Below are 17641 nucleotides of genomic sequence, written 5' to 3' on the forward strand. Positions count from 1 at the left end.
AATAACAATGATCAAACTAACTAATTTAAGCCGCGTATTTCGTACTCAAGATGTTGAAACTACAGCGCTAAGCAATATCAACTTAACTGTAAACGAAGGCGATTTTTTAGCGATAATGGGGCCATCTGGCTGTGGTAAGTCAACGCTGCTTTCTATTTTGGGTATGCTTGATTCACCGACCTCAGGCAACTTTGATTTTGCGGGAACTGATATTGCAGGCTATAGCGAAAAGCAACTAGCAGAGCTACGTAAAGAATCAATTGGCTTTGTATTTCAAAGCTTTAACCTGATTGATGAGCTAACAGTTTATGAAAACGTAGAGTTGCCATTGCAGTATCAAAAAATATCAAAAAGTGAGCGTAAGCAACGCGTAGAAACCATTTTAAAGCGCGTGGGTATTGATCACCGCGGCGAGCATTTACCACAGCAACTATCGGGTGGTCAGCAGCAGCGGGTAGCCGTTGCGCGTGCATTAGTGATTAACCCTAAACTCATTTTAGCCGATGAGCCAACCGGTAACCTCGACTCAAAAAATGGTGACGAAGTAATGGCGATGCTACGCGAATTAAACCGTGAAGGCACAACGGTGATCATGGTGACTCACTCAGAAAAAGAGGGTGCCTATGCTGATCGCTTAGTGCGCCTATTGGATGGCCAAGTGATGCTTGATAAAGCAAATATTGCGCAGCAAGCCGTTGTTGAGGTTGCTTAATATGTTTATTAATTATTTAGTCACTGCTTTAAGATCATTCAAGCAACAAAAACAGCATTTTATCCTAAACCTTTTAGGGCTAAGTATTGGCTTAGCTGCGGCAATTTTAGTGGCACTGTTTGCACAAAACGAGTTGTCATACGATAGTCAGCAACCTCACGCTGAACGTGTTTACCGTGTAGGCCAAGATTACTCAAAGTTAGGGTTATCAGTTATTCCTATTTTCAATTATTCTCAAGCGGCAAAAGCCACTGAATATAGCCAAGTAGAAGAAGTGTTTGGTTTGACGATGGTATCGCTGACTCGAGAAGCTATGGTTGACGTGCAGTACCTGGATCAGGGTTTTAAACTTAATGACTTGTATGGGGCAACGCCCAATATTGAGAACTTTATCAATATAAACACATTGGCAGGGGATTTAAAAAATGCAATGAGTACACCAGGGAGCCTGGCGTTAAGTGAATCTGAAGCACTGCGTATTTTCGGTACAATAAATGTTATTGGTAACACGCTACAGCACGAACAAGGGCAATATACTGTACGGGCGGTGTTTGCAGATTTACCAAGCAACACTCACTTTGCATTTAAAAACCTCGTTTATGTAAAACATGATCCAAATAACCTGATGATTAATAGTAGCTATGTTTATATGCGTTTGGCGCCACAGGCCGATCCAAAAGCACTCGCTGATACACTGTCTAAACAGTACTTCAATGGGCAAATGGCGGGTCAAGTTGCCATTGAGTTACACCCATTACTAGACTTACATTTAACAGCAAAATCGCCATTTGAAATGAAAGCAGGCGGCGCAAAGCAAGTTGTAACGATTTGTGCAGGGTTGAGCGTGTTACTTATTTTGATTGCTGGCTTTAACTTTATCAATATGACAGTAGCGCAGTCTGCAAAGCGCGCTAAAGAAGTGGGTGTGCGCAAGGCACTTGGTGCAAGTAAGCTGCAGTTAGTAACACAGTTTTTAGCTGAATCTACTTTGGTTGCTCTATTGTCGATGATTATTGCCTGTGTGTTAGTGGAGCTGTTATTGCCAAGTTTTAACCAGCTGGTCGATCGTGAACTGATAGTGAGTTATTTTTCAGCCTTTGGTTTGGGCATTATGGCTGTTGTTATTGCTGTAGGCATACTTGCAGGTTTGTACCCGGCATTGTTTATCTCATCATTTAGCGCAAAACGAGTGTTAAGTGGCGATTTACAACGCGGTAATACGGCCATTTGGGTACGTAAATGTTTATTGACCTTGCAAGCTTCATTAGCAATCGGTTTGATCATTGCATCAGTTACGTTATTAAAACAATTATCTCATTTACAAAGCCTTCCTTTAGGCTATCAAACGCAGCAACGCTTAGTGGTTTCAGAGTTGCCGGTGCAATCAGTATTTACGCAGCAGCCTAGCGCACTAATTAATCGCTTGACGGCTATAGATGGTGTAGAGCAAGCAACGGTTATTGATACCCGTTTAACCGTTTCAATTAACAATACATTACAGCCCACTTGGCCCAATGGTGAATCTTCAGGTGGAATAACCCCTGTGATAGGTTCTGGTTTTGATGTTGTAAAGGGGCTAGGCCTTACGCTTATTACTGGTAGAGACTTTAGCCGTGAGTTTTCCTCAGACTGGGCGACGCGAGCAAACGGGGTTACAACAGTAGGTACAATTATTACAGAAACCGTTGCCAAGCAGGCTGGTTATAGCAATGTGGCTGATATTGTTGGACAAAAAATTAAAGACACAGGGCGTAATGTGGATATGCAAGTTGTTGGTGTTGTAAAAGATGTAAAGGTTGGTAATGCACAAGATGCGAATTCTAACATTATGTTTTTATGTGGTTATAACTATTTAACACCAGTATCTGAAGTGATTTTAACCGTGAACGTACAAAACCTCCCTGCTATAAAACAGGCAGTGATCACAGCTTTAGCTGAAGTGTCTAATATTTATGAGCCAAAAATAAACCTGCTAGCTGAAAACTATAAAGCAGTATTAAAAGGTGATGAGCGTGTTTCTCTTGTCGTACTTATATTTACTGGCCTTGCAGTGTTCTTAACTTGCTTAGGTACTTTTGGTCTAGCTTCATTTGCCACGATTCGTCGCCAAAAAGAAGTCGCTGTACGCAAAGTACTGGGTGCGTCACGCATCAGCATTATGAACCTACTGGCAAAAGAGTTTTTGATTTTAGTGTTAGGAAGTGTAGCCATAGCATACCCGCTAACCTATTGGCTGGTGGGTGATTGGCTCGCAAACTTTAATGAGCGTGTTGATCAAGCGCTGTGGGTTTATCTGGTTGCCGCTTTGAGTGTTACTGCGATCACTTGGCTGACGGTTGCAAGCCTCGCCTTTAAAGCTGCCAGTACGAGACCGTCGCTTACTTTACGTTATGAATAAATAAAGTTTATTAGCCAAAGCTATAGCCTGTCGGTGTAACCGGTAGGCCGTTTGGGGTGAGAACAAGGTCTTATAGGTTAGGTATGTTGATATCACATGTAACAACAGCGTTTCGAGTATTTAAGCAATATAAGCTGTATTCGTTATTGAATGTTTTTGGGTTAAGTATTGGTCTTGCCGCAGCTCTGTTAGTGACGTTATTCGCAGAGTATGAATTGTCGTTTGATGAAATGCAGCCCGATCACCAGCAAGTTTATCGTTTGCATGTTGATGTAAAGGTGCCGGGCTTAGAAGAGATCCCATTAACGGTTGTAAGCATTGCGCAAACAGTGTCTTCACGTAGTGATGTAAGCAACTTATTGGTGCTGGCAGATGTGGTCGATAGTGATTTATTTACTGATCATATTAAAGTGGCTGGGCAAGCGTTTAAGCTGCGAAATGTATATGGCACTTCGGCCAATTTACGTGATTTTATTCATCTTGATGTGATAGCTGGCAATCTTGAACAAGCGCTCTCAGAGCCCAATCAAATCGCCTTTAGTGCAAGTGAGGCTGTAAGGTTATTCGGCAGTGTTAGCAATGCGTTCGAGCAAACCTTATTGATGGGCGAGAAAAGTGTCACTGTGAGTGCTGTTTTTAATGACTTACCCGATAACAGCCACTTTTTGTTTCATGCTTTAGTGTCTGTTGATTTCACCGAACATAACGATATATCGAGTTATGTTTATCTAAAAACTCAGCAAGGAGCTGATTTAAAAGGCATAGAAAAGCAGTTAGCTAGAAGTCTTATTGAAAAATATCAATTAAAGAATAGCCAGCTTGAATATCGTTTAGTGTCGATGCGAGACGTGTATTTTAAAGCCCATTCTCCCTTTGAATTTAAACCTGGCGGGTCGGCTTTTTTAGTGAACTTGAGCCTGGTATTGAGCGTGTTACTACTCGCCATTGCCGCAGCCAATTACATTAATATTACGGTATCGCAATTGTTGTATCGCAGCAAAGAAATTGCTATGCGAAAAATGCTGGGGGCGAGTAAGCGACAATTAATTCTGCAATTTTTGTTAGAAGCTTTGCTAATGCTGGCCTTTGCTACGGTGTTAGCGTTGTGTTGGGTTGAGGTGTTATTACCAAGCTTTAGTGACTTTGCAAACCGCCCATTACAGCTAGTTTGGGGTTGGTCACAATTGCTAGCTGTATTGGGGTTGATACTTTTATTGGCTTTTGTATCAGGTGTTTACCCAGCTTTATGTGTCGCACGCGCTCCGCTTAAAAGTTTACTTGCAGGGCAATTGCAAACAGGTCAGATTCTGCGTAAAGGCTTGTTAGTATTTCAAGCAGCCATGGCAATGGCTTTAATTGTTTGTACGTTAGTGAGCTTGCAACAGTTAACGTTCTTGCAAAGCTTAGCGGTTGGTTATGATGTGACGGATCGCATTGTGATACACGATTTAAGTAGCAAGCAATTGATGGCAAAAGAGCATGCGATACTCAATGAGATCCGTGCACTGCCCGGTGTCGTGCAAGTGACCACTACAGACACAGATTTAACCGATAGCATCCTAGAAAGTTTTTACTTCCGTTGGCCAAACGGCTATGAAGAAAGCGAACTGCCACCGACTATTGGCACAGGTTTTCATGCCGTGGAAACCTTGGGTCTGACACTACTTGCTGGCCGAGATTTTTCACCACAATTTCAAAGCGATTGGTTGCATTATGTCAATGAGGAGTCAAATACGCAGCAGGGCGAGGATACGCCTCAAGCAATGGCCATTTTGGTGACCGAACAAATGGCAAAACGCGCTGGCTATGAGAGTGTGAGTGAGGTAGTGGGGCTGCAAGTTCAGGGGCTTTACCGCAACATCAATGCCATCATCGTTGGTGTGATAAAAGACATTAAAGTGGGCTCGGCAAAAGACGATTGGCTGCCTGTGTCATTTTCAGCAGGGTATAGCTCACAATCAACCGTTAGATTGGTGGTAAGCACCGAGCAAGCAAACTTTCCTCAATTATTGAGTCAGCTACGCCAGCTTTTAAAACAGTTTAATTTAACTGCCAACCCGCAATTTAGCCTAATGCTGCAAGACTTAGCCAAGGTTTATCGCGTCGAGCATGACTTGTTTGTGCTTATTCGAAATTTCTCTGTGCTGGCCATGTTTTTAAGTTGCTTAGGTTTATTTGGACTAGCGGCATTTGCAGCGAAACGTCAGCAAAAGCAATTAGCCATGCGAAAAGTATTGGGCGCAACCCGTTTAAATTTAGTTAATCTACTTGCCCGTGAGTTTTTAATCATAGTGTTCGCAGCGGCAGCAGTTGCTTTACCTCTAGCTTATTGGCTAATGGATAACTGGTTGCAAGGTTTTAACGACCGTATTGAGCAAACCATTTGGGTATATGGCTTGGCAGGCCTCATTGTGGGTGCGTTTACTTGGCTAACCGTTGCCAGTCTTGCCTTTAAAGCCGCCAGTACACGGCCATCGCTTGTTTTACGCGATGATTAGATAAGCAAACGATGTCGCCATAAATGATGACCTACAGGTGTGTAATGAGGTGATGTAGGGCGTGCTTTAGCGCGTAAATAGGCTATATTTTATTTCTGCTTTAGAAAAAGGAATTTACTAAATGAGCTGGAGTAACTTAAAGAAAGGGCGTGTATCAATTCAATCAGGCGAATACTTCATTACATTTACATGCCACCGCAGAGAAGGGATATTTAGTAATTTCGATCATGCTAATATCTTTTGTAGATGCATTGCGAGTAATGAGCTCAAGTATCAATGCCGTTGGTTAACTTGGGTTTTAATGCCTGATCATTTCCATGGTTTGTTGCAGCTTAAAAACAGTGAATTAGGGGTTGTAGTGGGTCACTTAAAAGGCGCATCAGTTCGAGAAGTTAATAAAGTACGGGATTTAAATCAGCCTGTATGGCAAAGAGCGTATTATGATCATGCGCTGCGAGAAGAAGAAAATAGGATTGAAATAGCAAGGTACATTGCTGCAAATCCTTTGAGGCGCAAGTTGGTCACTAGAATTGGTGACTATCCGTATTGGGATTCAGTATATTTGTAAATTTAATATCGCAGGGGGTTGTCGCCGTAAACGACGACCTATGATATAACTCTTTAAATATCTTTAATTTTTATCGCGGGGTTACCGACAACAACAGTGTTCGCAGCCACACTTTTGGTTACTACTGACCCTGCGCCCACAACAGCGTTATCGCCAATTGTAACGCCAGCTAACACAATAACTCCCGCGCCAATCCACACATTATTACCGATAGTAATCGGTGCAGTAAAGTTCTCCTTCTTGAGCCGCTCTGTAGGGTTAATCGCATGCGAGACTGCCAGTAGCTGAACATTCGGGCCGATTAAACAATCGTCGCCAATGCTTATAGCTCCTTCATTAATTGGCGCATCTAACACAGTGCAGTTAATGTTTATAAAAGTACGATCACCAATTTGTATTTGTGAGCCATAATCACAATGAAAGCCTGCTTCAATAATGACGCCCGAACCGGAGTTAGCAAACAGTCCTGTTATGCGTTTTAAGTTACCTTTACTTGGGCTTTTATTAAATAAGCGGCATATTTCATGGGTGGCTTTGCGTTTATCAAGCCGCTCTTTTGTAATCGAATTAAATTTTTTCAGCATACTATTTTGATTTTTTGAGCCACTTTTTTATCCATTCAGATTGGTGTGACAGTAAATAAGATAAATTTTCTTTAGCTTGATAGCTATGCCCTTCATACGGGAGCATAATTAGCTGAGCTGTTTTTTTATTCGCAATTAATGCTTGATACATTCTCATTGACTGCAATGGGTAAGTACCAGAGTTTTGATCGCTTTCCCCATGAACCAATAATAATGGTTCATTTATTTGATCGGCATAAATTAAAGGCGATATATTAATGTATGTATCCCTTGCTTGCCATAGGTTACGCTGTTCACCTTGAAACCCAAACGGTGTTAGGGTTCTATTATAAGCTCCGCTTCGTGCAATCCCAGCTCTAAATAGATCGGTATGTGCAAGTAAGTTAGCTACAGTAAAAGCTCCGTAAGAATGACCCATAACGGCTAACTTTTGCACATCAATATGGCCTGATTTATCTAAGGCATTGACTGCGGCTTCGGCATTTAGATTAATTTGATTGATAAAGTCATCGTTAGGTTCACCTCCATCAAATGAGGTAATTGGCATTGAAGGTGATTCAAAAACAGCAAAGCCGTCATGCAGAAATACCAATGGGCTTAGCGGATCAAACTCTCTAAATAAATTTGTCCGTACAGTATTTTGTTGGCTAAGTTTTTTATTTTTAAACTCATCAGGGTAAATCCATAAAATTGCAGGGATTTTATTTGATTCATGCGTTTTATAATTGTTAGGTAAATGCAGTGTTCCAGTAAGATCTAATCCATCACTTCTTTTATAGCTAATAGTTAGTGGCTGGTTTATAAATTCATTTTTATTTTCGTTAGAGTACAGTAAGATCTTTTCATTAAAGCTATTGTTTGTAACTGCATAGTATTGAGGTGCATTTTTGTTGTTTTGTTTTTGGATTACGAAGGTGTTGTTGGCGACTCTTAAAGGCATTTCTATATGTTTAGCATCGCTTAAAAATATTGTTTTATCAAGATTATTCAATATATTGTAATGTTTGGCTATGGGTCTTATGCCGTTCTTACTTTGCCCAGAAGAAAAGAAAAATAAGTTATTATTTTGCTCAACTAAAACTTCATATCCAGCAGGCGTACGTAATGTCTGAGGGTCACCAAAGTCATTGTATTTATCACGATAATCTCTTTGGTGGATTAAAGTACTGGTAGTGTTTTGAGCATTGATTAAAGTTGTTCTGGCCTGCTTGCTGTCATAGCGCCAGTCTTGAAGTATTCCAACACCAGATAACCCCCACAAAATATCATGAACTCTCCATGTTACTTGATGCATTAATTCTTTATGGTTTGAAAATGGGCTTTCTAATTTATAAATATGATCGTGATATGTTTGTGGTAATGACATATCACCTTTATCACTCGCCTCTACCCATGTAATAGTTGAGTTTTGTGAAGGCAACCATTTCACCAATCTAGCGCCAATAGGAACACTATCTTTGGACTTAGGTAGGTTAATTTTATCTTTTAAACTTGGTAAATTATATATATCAGAGGGATTGTCTATATTAACGATATTATAAGTACTCCCCCATTTTTTATAAGGTAAATAAGCAGATAACTCACTCGGTGGCGTGGAATACAGTAAATACTTTCCATCAGGGGAGACGGAGAAATCATTAACCAAGCCACTTTTAGTTAATGTAGAAACTTTACCATTGAGGTCTACCTTCACTAACTTGGTTTGATTGATAGATATAAACAGCTCTTTCATCTGGTCATTGATTAATAAGTTTTTATGAGTTCGCCCTTGATCTGTCTGCAGCTCAGATGACAATACATTGGGCTTTTTAGTATTATGTCCAAGTGCATTTATTCGGGAGTTTCGCTGCTTGACGACAATGCTTTGACCATCAGGAAGCCATCTCAGGTGCCTTCCGCCAAGACTTGTGGATAAATTGAGTTCTGTTAGCTTATTAGATACATTGCTATCGATATCGTACAACCATAGTTTTGTATTGGCGCCCTGCTGAATTAAAAATGCGATTTTTTTAGCATCAGGGGACCAATTAAAATCGACAATCACCCCTTCTAAGTTATTAACTTCTTCTCTTGTGTTTGTAGCAATATTAAATAACGTTGCATGGCTAAATTGTTCAGTATTAACTCGGCTCGATAAATTAGTATAAAAATCTAAGCCAGCTAATGCGACGCGCTGTTGAGATAAATAATCAATAGATGGGTATTTTATTTGGTGTAAAAATAAAACCAGTTCCCCATTTGGCGATAATGAAATAGTTTCTTGCCCCGTAGACTCTATCAGTTTAGTCCACTTACTATTATCAATTTCAATAGCTTTAACGGGTGATGAGGCAATGAGCAAAAACGCTATGATAAGATAAAATTTATTCATTTCGTAATGCCTTTATTGGATCTTGTCGTAACGTTTGGTTGATCGGGAAAAAGCTAGCCAGTACAGATATCGCTAATAACCCTAACCAAATAGTCATTGTTAACCACCAGTTTATAGGCAGGTCAATACCAGGTAATGACATACAATAGCCTATAACTAAAAAGGCCGTTGAAAAAGCTAACACTAAACTCATTGAAATGGGTTGCATGAGCTCTAATAAGCTTTCTTTTAGCAATCTATAATTATCAGCCCCCATAGAAAGCTTTACGCCTAAGCTATATCTGCGCACTTTCACTAAGTAGCTAACAATACCGTTTATGCCAATACCCACCATGAGCAGCGATGTTGAGGCCAGCACAATAGCTAGCCATGCAGCATTTAAGTGGCGTTGCCTTTTATCATCAAACAGGCTTGTTAAAGAGGCTATGTTATTAATGTCTAGTCGTTGGTCTATTGCTAATACTGCTTGTTGAATATCTGCAATTGCATTATTTTCATCTGAAACAGTAATCAAATACGTAAATTGTTGCCAGCCAGGGTAATCTTTAGGTGTAAATACTTCAAAGTCTTCACTTTCAGGGCTGCCAGGCACATAGGTATTGCTGACAATGCCTATAATTGAATAATATTTTTTATTATCAAAGCTCACTTTACTGTTTAGTACTTCATTACTGTTTTTATTAAGTAAATCTGCAAGGCGCTGATTAATAATGATCGGTGGATTTTCGAGCTGTTCATCTCCTTCGGCAAAGTCTTTACCCGTAATCGTTAAATTCAGTTCAGTAAAGTAATTGGTCGTGACTAAGCTATTACGTGCTTGGGCAATATACTGTCCAGCTTCGTTGTATATTTGATTGACGTTAACCGTTTTAGGTAATCTCATCTCAGAGGAAACAGCTAAACTACTGACACTATTGAGCGCCTGTAATCTTTGGCTGATTGCTTTGTGTAAATTAATACGCTCGCCGGAGGAGTTTACATTACTGTAGTTAATTGTTAGTGAATACTTACCTTTCGTGTTAATTCCGTTTTCTCTAAGTGCTTCAGCTAACGTAACAAGTACTACGTGGCTGGCGGCTGTTAATACTAAAAACGAAAACAATATTTGCAAACCAACCAGTAAATGGCTGGTGGCTGAACTCATTTGTTTACCGGTGCCTTTACCGCTACTTTGTAAGCTGCTCATTAAACTCTTTTCTTTAACAACACTGAGTTCTATAAATGAGTAAAGAGAGGCAATACAGATAATTAAAAATACTGAAAACAGCAGCGTATTAATGCTCAAAGACAGGGTGTCTAAGCGCTGAATGGCATCAGCTGCAAGGCTTTGAATAACCATAAAACCGATTTGAGTAAATGTTAGAGCAAGCAGCACCGCAACACTAATGAGTAAAACATTATGTTTGAGTGTTTCCATAATGAGCTGTTTTTTACTGGCGCCAAACGCAAAGCTTATCGCAAGCGGTTTGATACGTGTAATAGCTTTAGCAAGCTGCATGCTAGACAGGTTGATAAGAGCAATAAGCATTAATAAGCACACACCTAGTAACAACATTAATACAATCTTTCCGCTGTCACCTCTAAGGGCGTCATTAAATGCAGTAACACGCGCACCCACTGTAAAATCTTTTAAAATATTAGGCGCGTGTAACTGCGCACCTTTAAGTGACAAATCAATTAACTGCTTATTAATTTCCTGCTCTGAAGCTGTGGATTTAAATCTAACTACATTCTTATATGCCCCCATAAAGCCGTTAGATGTTTTTGGGTTAAATGACTCATCAGCATCAATCGGTATCCATATTGCGTTATTTATTTTGCTGTAATTGGGTAGTACAAGGTCGTCGGGTGCGACACCAATTACATTGAAACGACGTTGATTAAGTTGTATTTTTTTACCAACAATATGAGGGTCACTATTATAGTAGGTTTGCCAAGCGCGATAGCCTAATACGACCGACATTTGCTGAGTACCGAGCGCTTCTGATTTATTGAATAACCGACCAAGTTTGGCTTGAACGCCGAGTAAATCAAATAGATTATGTGAAGCGAGTATGACGTCAATTTCGGATCTACTAGACTGATCAAGCAGTTTGTAATCAGTCCATTTATGATAAGTAGCGACACCAGTAAAAACGGTGTTTTCTTTTTTAATGTAGCTCATAACTTTTGAATTACTAGCAGGACCTGAGTAACCTTTAGAGTTAATGGTGCCTTCAAGTAAGTATAAGTTATCGCTTTGCTGGTAAGGTAGTGGGGCGAAATACACTAGATCAACTAAGCTAAATGAACTAAGTACCATTGACAGTGTTAATGCCAACGTGAAAACTGTGGTGAAATAGTACTGCTTAGCGCGCTTGAATGTACTGTAGGCAGTTTTTAACATGGCTGAGCAACCTGTTTTTCATTTGTAGGTTTGCTTGACACTCGTTCGTCGCTTTGGGCAACGACGGTACCGTCTTTTAACTGAATATTTCGCGTAGCCATATCGGCATAACGCGGATCATGGGTAACTAATACAATGGTGGTGCCTTGCTGGTTAAGGTCTTTTATTAATGCCATGATTGCATCGCCATTTTTCGAGTCTAAGTTACCAGTAGGTTCGTCGACCAGCATGATGCCAGAGTCACCAGCTAACGCGCGTGCGATTGAAACACGTTGTTGCTGACCACCAGAAATTTGATTTGGGTGTAAATCAGCTTTATCAGCTAGGCCCACTTTTTCAAGGCAGTCTAATGCTCTTGCTTGGCGAGATGATAAAGAGTCGCCACGGTATTTTAGCGGTAGCGCAACATTTTCAAGTACTGTCATTTCATCAATTAAGTTAAAAGATTGAAACACAAAGCCAATACGATTACCTCGTACTTTTGCACGTTGGTTTGAATCCATATCAGAGACCAGTAAACCATCAATGTAATATTCACCGCTTTGAGGAGTATCGAGCAGCCCCATAATATTAAGCAGTGTTGACTTGCCACAACCAGAAGGCCCAGAAATAGAAATAAACTCGCCGTCGTACACGGTAAAGCTAATCCCTTTTAAAACTTGACTTACTTGCTCCCCGTTCGAAAAGGACTTACTTAAGTTATTAACTCGTAAAATTTCAGTATTCATGTTTTTTCCTTAACCAGCTATTCTTATTGTTGTTGTTTCAACGGGGATATCTAATGTAGAAATAATAACTTGTTCACCAGGCTCTAAACCCGACAGTACTTGGATCAGTTGCCCTGACACTTTACCGTATTGCACGTCAACTTTAACGGCTCTATTATCTGTTGTGAGTTTAAATAATGAGCCATAACTGCCTTCACTTGCACCTGTTGGCTGCTTTATATAATTCACTTCTTTTTGTACGTCGGCAAAAATAGTTGCATCAACTTGTTGCATTGGTTTCATGGTGTCTGATTCTGAAGCTTCTAGTTCAATATCAATTTGTACAGCACCGTCGCTGATCACTGGATCAACACGAACTACTTGGCCACGCACTTGATCATTCAACGTACTAATTTGGGCCGTCATACCAATTTGAATTAAATGAGCTTGAATTTGCGGTACTTTTATTTCACCAACCAAAGGGGAGAGGCTACCGATTAAAGCAAGTTCAGAACCTGCAGTAACGCTTTGCCCTAAACTTAAAGGTAAGCGCTGAATAACGCCGCTCATCCCCGCTTTAACTGAAAGTTGCTCTACCATTAATTTGGCGACGTCAAACTCGTCTTGCGCTTGGGCTATTAAGTCATCTTGAATCGAAAGCGATTCTTTTTGCATCTGTGCTAATTTATCAAGTTTGGACTCTTCAAGGGCAATACGTTTTAAGAGTTGCTTGGCTTCGAGTTCATTTTTCTTGGCGCTAATCCCTGAAACAATGCCTGATTTAGCTAATGTACGTTCTGCTTCAACTTGCAGCATGGCTATTTCAGATTGTGCTTTTAGCTCAGACACGCTTGATTCGTTGTTAAGCATCTCACGCTGTTGTAGCAATACGGTTTGACGTTTTTGGGTTTTGGCATTTTTAAGCTTTGCTAATGCTAAGCGCAGTTTACTTTCTAGCTCAGGGTTATTTAAAGTAAGGATCACAGTGCCATGTTTAACTACAGCACCTGCTTTAAGTTTTATTTCGTCAACCACAGCATTACTGGTTGCGGTAAGTAGCCGTTTATTGATTGATTGCAATGAGCCATAGCCATCAACTTTAATTGAAAAATCACCACGCTCAACCTTCGCAATAGTGACAGAGTCTTTTGGAATAACTTCAGCATTATCCGCAAACCCTAATTGCCAGCCAGAAATGAGCATAACGACAGATAAACCTATCAACCCTTGATAGATTAGTTTGGATGTAAATTTCATAGCTATTCCTTATGGTTATTCTTATCGTGATGTAGTTACACAGCTTGGGCTAAGGTTTGGTTCTTAATTAACTCTTCTAGGTCAATTATTCTATCTGCGGCTTGTATTGTTTCTTGTCTGTGAGCTACGCTGATCCGTGTGATTTTTTTTGATTTTAAATATTGATTGACCTTTAGCTCTGTCATCGCATCTAGGTGGCTAGTCGCTTCATCTAAAAACAAAATGACGGGCTGACTGTAAAGCGCTCTTGCCAAAAGTAATCTTTGTTTTTGACCACCTGATAATGAGCTGCCTAAATCACCTACTTGAGTATGCAAACCCATAGGCATATTTTGAATCTCATGCCATATAGCAGCGCCTTTAACTGCTTCTGTGATTTTATCTAGATCAGGTTTAGGCTCAAAGAAACAGATATTCTCGATTAAGGAACCATTTAGTAATTGATCATTTTGCATCACAGTTGCACACATGGAACGAAAATTTCTCATGCCAAGCATGTTTATCGAATGCCCATCTAATAAGTAATCACCTTGATCTGCTTTAATTAATCCTGTCATTAACTTAAGGAGTGATGACTTCCCTAAACCTGAGCGACCAATAATAGCGACTGACTCTCCTGCATTTATTTTAAAATTGATTCCTTTAAATAACCAAGGTGAGGATGAAGAGTATCTAAAATGTAAGTTTCGTACTTCGATTTGCCCTTTAGCGTACTCTTTTGCAATTGTTAGTTGAGGGTTTTCTTGCTCTTGGCTCTGCATCACTATATCAGACATTCTGCGCAAGTAAGTAGAGGCTAACTTGAACCTGAATACGTGATCTACCAGAGTTTGTGTGCTACTTGAAAATTGTTGTCTATAAGCTAAGAAAGCAATAAACATCCCTATAGTAAACTCTTTATTTATTATTAATGTGGCACCAATAAAAATAACAATTAAATATTCAATTTTACTAATTAGCTCCTGGCTAATCTCTGCCGCAATGGTGACTTTTTCTCGTTTAATATTCTCGTTAGTCGTATCAGCAAATAGGTTAAGCCATGAAGAAAGTCGAGTACTTTCTTTTACGTAACATTTTATCGGTATAATTGCTCGGATCGTTTCTAGAAAGTGACTATTTTCTTTTGCTTGTTTAGATAAAACTTGCTCTAAATGCTTATTTTCTTTGTTAGTTAAATATAATCTAAGCAATAATGTAAAAGAGAGGAACGATAAAGAAACTAAGGCAAGAGTTGGTGAGTAAGTATACATAATTATTAAGGTTGTTATGCCTAACAAGCCTTCAACAATAGCAGAAATAAAACCACGGCTGATCATTCTCTGAACTTCATTAAATGCTTCAAATCTCGATTTAATATCGCCAACATGCCGAGATTCAAAAAACGAAAGGGGTAAATGTAATAGGTGACGCTGGATATTAGCCTTTACTTGAAAACCTAAATTTTTATCTAAATATAAAATGGCAGCTGAACGAATAATATTACTAAAAGTGGTTAGTAAAGTAACAGCTATAAAAGCAGCGAGTAGCCATATTAATATTCCGCCATCGGAAAGAGGTATACCATGATCAATTACAATTCTAATATAGTAGGGGGATACCAATAGGAAGCATTGCAAAATTAAGGCTACAACGAATATCTTAAATAATGAGGATGCGAGTCCTTCTATGTTGCCAATAAATGCTTTGAGTGGCATTCTTACTCGCTCATCAGCCACGGTGAATGCTGATGTTGGGGTTAGCTCAATTGCAATGCCGGTAAATGCTTCAGAGACTTGCTTCCAATCTAGTTTTATTTTCCCTTTTGCAGGATCATGGATAACAATGCCAGTTCTATTTACTGAAGCAAGCGTGACAAAATGATTAAAGTTCCAATGTAATATAGCTGGGCCCTTTAGTTTTGATAATTGACCAAGCTCTAGTTTTAATACTCGCCCAGACAACCCAATATCATCTGCAATTTTTAAAATGTGCTTAACTGTTATTCCTTGAGTACCAACGGGGTAGCGTTGTCGCATAGCAAGCATATTTACTTTATAGCCATGATAAAAAGCAATCATAGCGATACATGTGGTGCCGCATTCAGCTACTTCACTTTGTAAAAAAAGAGGTAGTTTTGATGGTTTAAAGTCAATGTAGTCTGTGAGACGCATTTTAATTTCACTATTTAATTAAGTTAAGGACTTTTTCAGATTGCCGAGTAAGTAGAATCTTTATATCTGCGGTAGGTGATAACTTTGAATAGTTGTTAGCTTCTAATCTTAAATGTACTTTTTGCTCTTTATTAATTTTGTTACTGCCAATAACCATTGTGACTATACCTTTTAACTCATCATTATTGACGATTAAGGTAACTTGGTCATTTACATGAATGCTCATATTGTTGTTGCTAGAAACCCAAAAAGATAACTCATTTTCAGCAGCAGGGCTTAATAAGTAGCCGAGAGGTTCAAATGGTTTTATGATATTTTTATCAGCGAAAGAGTGAAAAAAGAAACCATCTGCAGGGGAACGGATAATATCTTTTTTCATCACATTTTGACTATCAAATTTAGAAATAGAAAGCAGAGGCTGATTTTTTTTGACCATTTCGCCATGTGTAGCATGACTTTTATTTATGATGACAACCTCATTATAAATTAGTGGGGTATAGTGCTCAGGTGAAACCTTAGCATCGTGGCTTTTTTTTGTTGAGAATGTTACAAAGTTAATGATTAAAAAGCTAAATATGAAGATTGCGATTAAAGCTGAAATAGAATTATTGATAACTTTAGGTTGTTTAATGAGCGACCTACCAATATCGCTCGACTTATACTGATTTCTAAGCGCTTCTTTTCTGAACATATTAACAATAGACATAAGCTAGCTAACTTTCTTAATAGCAATGTCACCAACAACGCTATTACTATTCATATAGCTTAGCGGGCAACCCATTTGCCAGCTATCAAGTGTCGTAAAGCCTTTTATCCAGGTACTAAATTTTTCATTGTTTAGTGTGAGTGTGCCATCAGGGTTAATTTTACCAATATTGTTTCTGTCATCATCTAAAGCAACGGTACACTTATTGATATTACCATTGGCTCTAATTCCTAATGAATTAGGCTTTCCTGCATAACAGATATAATGACCATTTTTATCTATTTGTTTACTTGTACCAGAGTAACGAATTGTCAACTCTTTGACTAAGTCTCTTGCAGTTCTTTTGGAAGTGAGAACTTTGATAGTGTCTTGATTATCGCCGCCTAAGTTATCAATCGCTTTAAAAAACAATTGAAACCGGGAGTCACTGAATAAGGTCTCATCATAACGTTTACAAAATTTCAAAACACTCTCATGGTTCAGATCGGTTATATGGATTCGAAGTGTGATTTTAAAATCTAGATCTGTGGCTGCCGCATCTAATAAGCGGCCCCAAATTTTGTCAAAACTCCCTCTCCCGTTACGAGTTAACCGAGTTGTGTCGTGTGACTCTTTGTCACCATCTATGGATATTTGAAAACTATTTTGCTTTAGCTCAACAAGTTTTGTTAGTGTTTTTATATCGAGAAGAGAGCCGTTTGTAGTTAGATCACCATACACTTTACAATTATTTTCCTTTGCTAAGTGTTGGGCATACTCTGCAATTTCAAAAACAATGTCTCTTGCAAGTAAAGGCTCTCCGCCAAACCAGTTTAGAGATAGAAACTTTAAGCTTTTCATTTTGTTTTTAATTAGAGTTTTGGTTGCCTCAACAAGCCAGTCTGGCATTTTCCCGATTTCAAAATCCTCATAGCAATATACACATCTAAAATTGCATTGTTCTGTAGGAAATAAAATTAGCTGAAACTTTTCATTGCTAAGACTACTCGCAAGCTCGTGCTTTGAAAAACCTTTTACTGTACTTACTGAATCACTCATAATTTCCCCTAAAGTTATATGGAAAATAGAAAAGGCTATTTATATTAAATAGCCTTTTGCTACATTTATAGCTCTTTTAGTTCGCTACCACAGCTTATATTTGTTGTGCAAGAACCAACATTTATACCTTCATCTTCTTCTTCTTCTGGAGAAAAACCGCCTGCAACAGCATCTGTAAGTTCTTCACTTAGTTCAATTTCACCTAACTCATTTAATTTGATTTCTTCACTTTCTATATTTTTAAATTTATTACTCATTTTATGATC

General features: G+C 39.0%; 13 protein-coding genes. 4 read left to right on the forward strand and 9 right to left on the reverse strand.

The genetic code is table 11. From position 1 onward, the window contains the following. The first annotated feature begins 7 nt into the window (after positions 1 to 7). The 4 genes from ACZ5WS_RS03635 (at position 8) to ACZ5WS_RS03650 (ending at position 6176) form a co-directional block, all read left to right on the forward strand. Entirely contained in the window at positions 8 to 712 is a 705-nt protein-coding gene (locus ACZ5WS_RS03635; RefSeq protein WP_054454271.1) for an ABC transporter ATP-binding protein, read from the forward strand. Position 713: 1 nt separating this feature from the next. Next, positions 714 to 3110, forward strand: a complete 2397-nt coding sequence (locus ACZ5WS_RS03640; protein WP_464710691.1) for an ABC transporter permease — start codon at positions 714 to 716, stop codon at positions 3108 to 3110. Between the two features lie 83 nt (positions 3111 to 3193). Further along, positions 3194 to 5608 carry an FtsX-like permease family protein gene (locus tag ACZ5WS_RS03645; RefSeq protein WP_464710693.1) on the forward strand — a complete coding sequence of 805 codons (2415 nt, stop codon included), beginning with the start codon at positions 3194 to 3196 and terminating at the stop codon, positions 5606 to 5608. 121 nt (positions 5609 to 5729) lie between these two features. Next, the gene (locus ACZ5WS_RS03650) at positions 5730 to 6176 is read left to right on the forward strand and encodes an REP-associated tyrosine transposase (protein ID WP_178956813.1); all 447 of its coding nucleotides are present in this window, start codon (positions 5730 to 5732) and stop codon (positions 6174 to 6176) included. Between the two features lie 53 nt (positions 6177 to 6229). Here the strand turns inward: ACZ5WS_RS03650 and ACZ5WS_RS03655 are convergent, their stop codons facing one another. From ACZ5WS_RS03655 to ACZ5WS_RS03695, 9 genes are all read right to left on the reverse strand, one after another. Then, on the reverse strand, positions 6230 to 6757 hold the full coding sequence (locus ACZ5WS_RS03655; protein ID WP_464711473.1) for a sugar O-acetyltransferase: 528 nt from the start codon (positions 6755 to 6757) through the stop codon (positions 6230 to 6232). A gap of 4 nt (positions 6758 to 6761) precedes the next feature. Continuing rightward, on the reverse strand, positions 6762 to 9131 hold the full coding sequence (locus tag ACZ5WS_RS03660; RefSeq protein WP_464710695.1) for a S9 family peptidase: 2370 nt from the start codon (positions 9129 to 9131) through the stop codon (positions 6762 to 6764). Then, positions 9124 to 11517, reverse strand: a complete 2394-nt coding sequence (locus ACZ5WS_RS03665) for an ABC transporter permease (RefSeq protein WP_464710697.1) — start codon at positions 11515 to 11517, stop codon at positions 9124 to 9126. The genes ACZ5WS_RS03660 and ACZ5WS_RS03665 overlap by 8 nt, the downstream gene beginning before the upstream one ends. Then, positions 11511 to 12245: an ABC transporter ATP-binding protein gene (locus ACZ5WS_RS03670; RefSeq protein ID WP_464710698.1), complete on the reverse strand. Its 735-nt coding sequence runs from the start codon at positions 12243 to 12245 to the stop codon at positions 11511 to 11513. Before ACZ5WS_RS03670 ends, ACZ5WS_RS03665 begins: the two co-directional genes overlap by 7 nt. A gap of 9 nt (positions 12246 to 12254) precedes the next feature. Further along, a complete protein-coding gene (locus ACZ5WS_RS03675; protein ID WP_464710701.1) occupies positions 12255 to 13481 on the reverse strand; it encodes an efflux RND transporter periplasmic adaptor subunit in 1227 nt (408 codons plus the stop codon). Positions 13482 to 13516: 35 nt separating this feature from the next. Beyond that, positions 13517 to 15631, reverse strand: coding sequence for a peptidase domain-containing ABC transporter (locus ACZ5WS_RS03680; protein WP_464710703.1), 2115 nt, complete (start codon positions 15629 to 15631; stop codon positions 13517 to 13519). A gap of 10 nt (positions 15632 to 15641) precedes the next feature. Further along, on the reverse strand, positions 15642 to 16337 hold the full coding sequence (locus ACZ5WS_RS03685) for a hypothetical protein (protein WP_464710705.1): 696 nt from the start codon (positions 16335 to 16337) through the stop codon (positions 15642 to 15644). Between the two features lie 3 nt (positions 16338 to 16340). Then, the gene (locus ACZ5WS_RS03690; RefSeq protein WP_464710707.1) at positions 16341 to 17375 is read right to left on the reverse strand and encodes a radical SAM protein; all 1035 of its coding nucleotides are present in this window, start codon (positions 17373 to 17375) and stop codon (positions 16341 to 16343) included. A gap of 65 nt (positions 17376 to 17440) precedes the next feature. Beyond that, complete coding sequence (locus ACZ5WS_RS03695) at positions 17441 to 17632, reverse strand: hypothetical protein (protein ID WP_464710709.1); 192 nt, start codon at positions 17630 to 17632, stop codon at positions 17441 to 17443. Positions 17633 to 17641: the final 9 nt, after the last annotated feature.

This window comes from Pseudoalteromonas sp. 11L1 (assembly GCF_055397545.1).

Bases quoted from the DNA above. Each gene is read 5' to 3' on its own strand.
- ACZ5WS_RS03635 (WP_054454271.1), top strand. From the start codon at position 8: ATGATCAAACTAACTAATTTAAGCCGCGTATTTCGTACTCAAGATGTT.
- ACZ5WS_RS03640 (WP_464710691.1), top strand. From the start codon at position 714: ATGTTTATTAATTATTTAGTCACTGCTTTAAGATCATTCAAGCAACAA.
- ACZ5WS_RS03645 (WP_464710693.1), top strand. From the start codon at position 3,194: ATGTTGATATCACATGTAACAACAGCGTTTCGAGTATTTAAGCAATAT.
- ACZ5WS_RS03650 (WP_178956813.1), top strand. From the start codon at position 5,730: ATGAGCTGGAGTAACTTAAAGAAAGGGCGTGTATCAATTCAATCAGGC.
- ACZ5WS_RS03660 (WP_464710695.1), bottom strand. From the start codon at position 9,131: ATGAATAAATTTTATCTTATCATAGCGTTTTTGCTCATTGCCTCATCA.
- ACZ5WS_RS03665 (WP_464710697.1), bottom strand. From the start codon at position 11,517: ATGTTAAAAACTGCCTACAGTACATTCAAGCGCGCTAAGCAGTACTAT.
- ACZ5WS_RS03670 (WP_464710698.1), bottom strand. From the start codon at position 12,245: ATGAATACTGAAATTTTACGAGTTAATAACTTAAGTAAGTCCTTTTCG.
- ACZ5WS_RS03675 (WP_464710701.1), bottom strand. From the start codon at position 13,481: ATGAAATTTACATCCAAACTAATCTATCAAGGGTTGATAGGTTTATCT.
- ACZ5WS_RS03680 (WP_464710703.1), bottom strand. From the start codon at position 15,631: ATGCGTCTCACAGACTACATTGACTTTAAACCATCAAAACTACCTCTT.
- ACZ5WS_RS03685 (WP_464710705.1), bottom strand. From the start codon at position 16,337: ATGTCTATTGTTAATATGTTCAGAAAAGAAGCGCTTAGAAATCAGTAT.
- ACZ5WS_RS03690 (WP_464710707.1), bottom strand. From the start codon at position 17,375: ATGAGTGATTCAGTAAGTACAGTAAAAGGTTTTTCAAAGCACGAGCTT.
- ACZ5WS_RS03695 (WP_464710709.1), bottom strand. From the start codon at position 17,632: ATGAGTAATAAATTTAAAAATATAGAAAGTGAAGAAATCAAATTAAAT.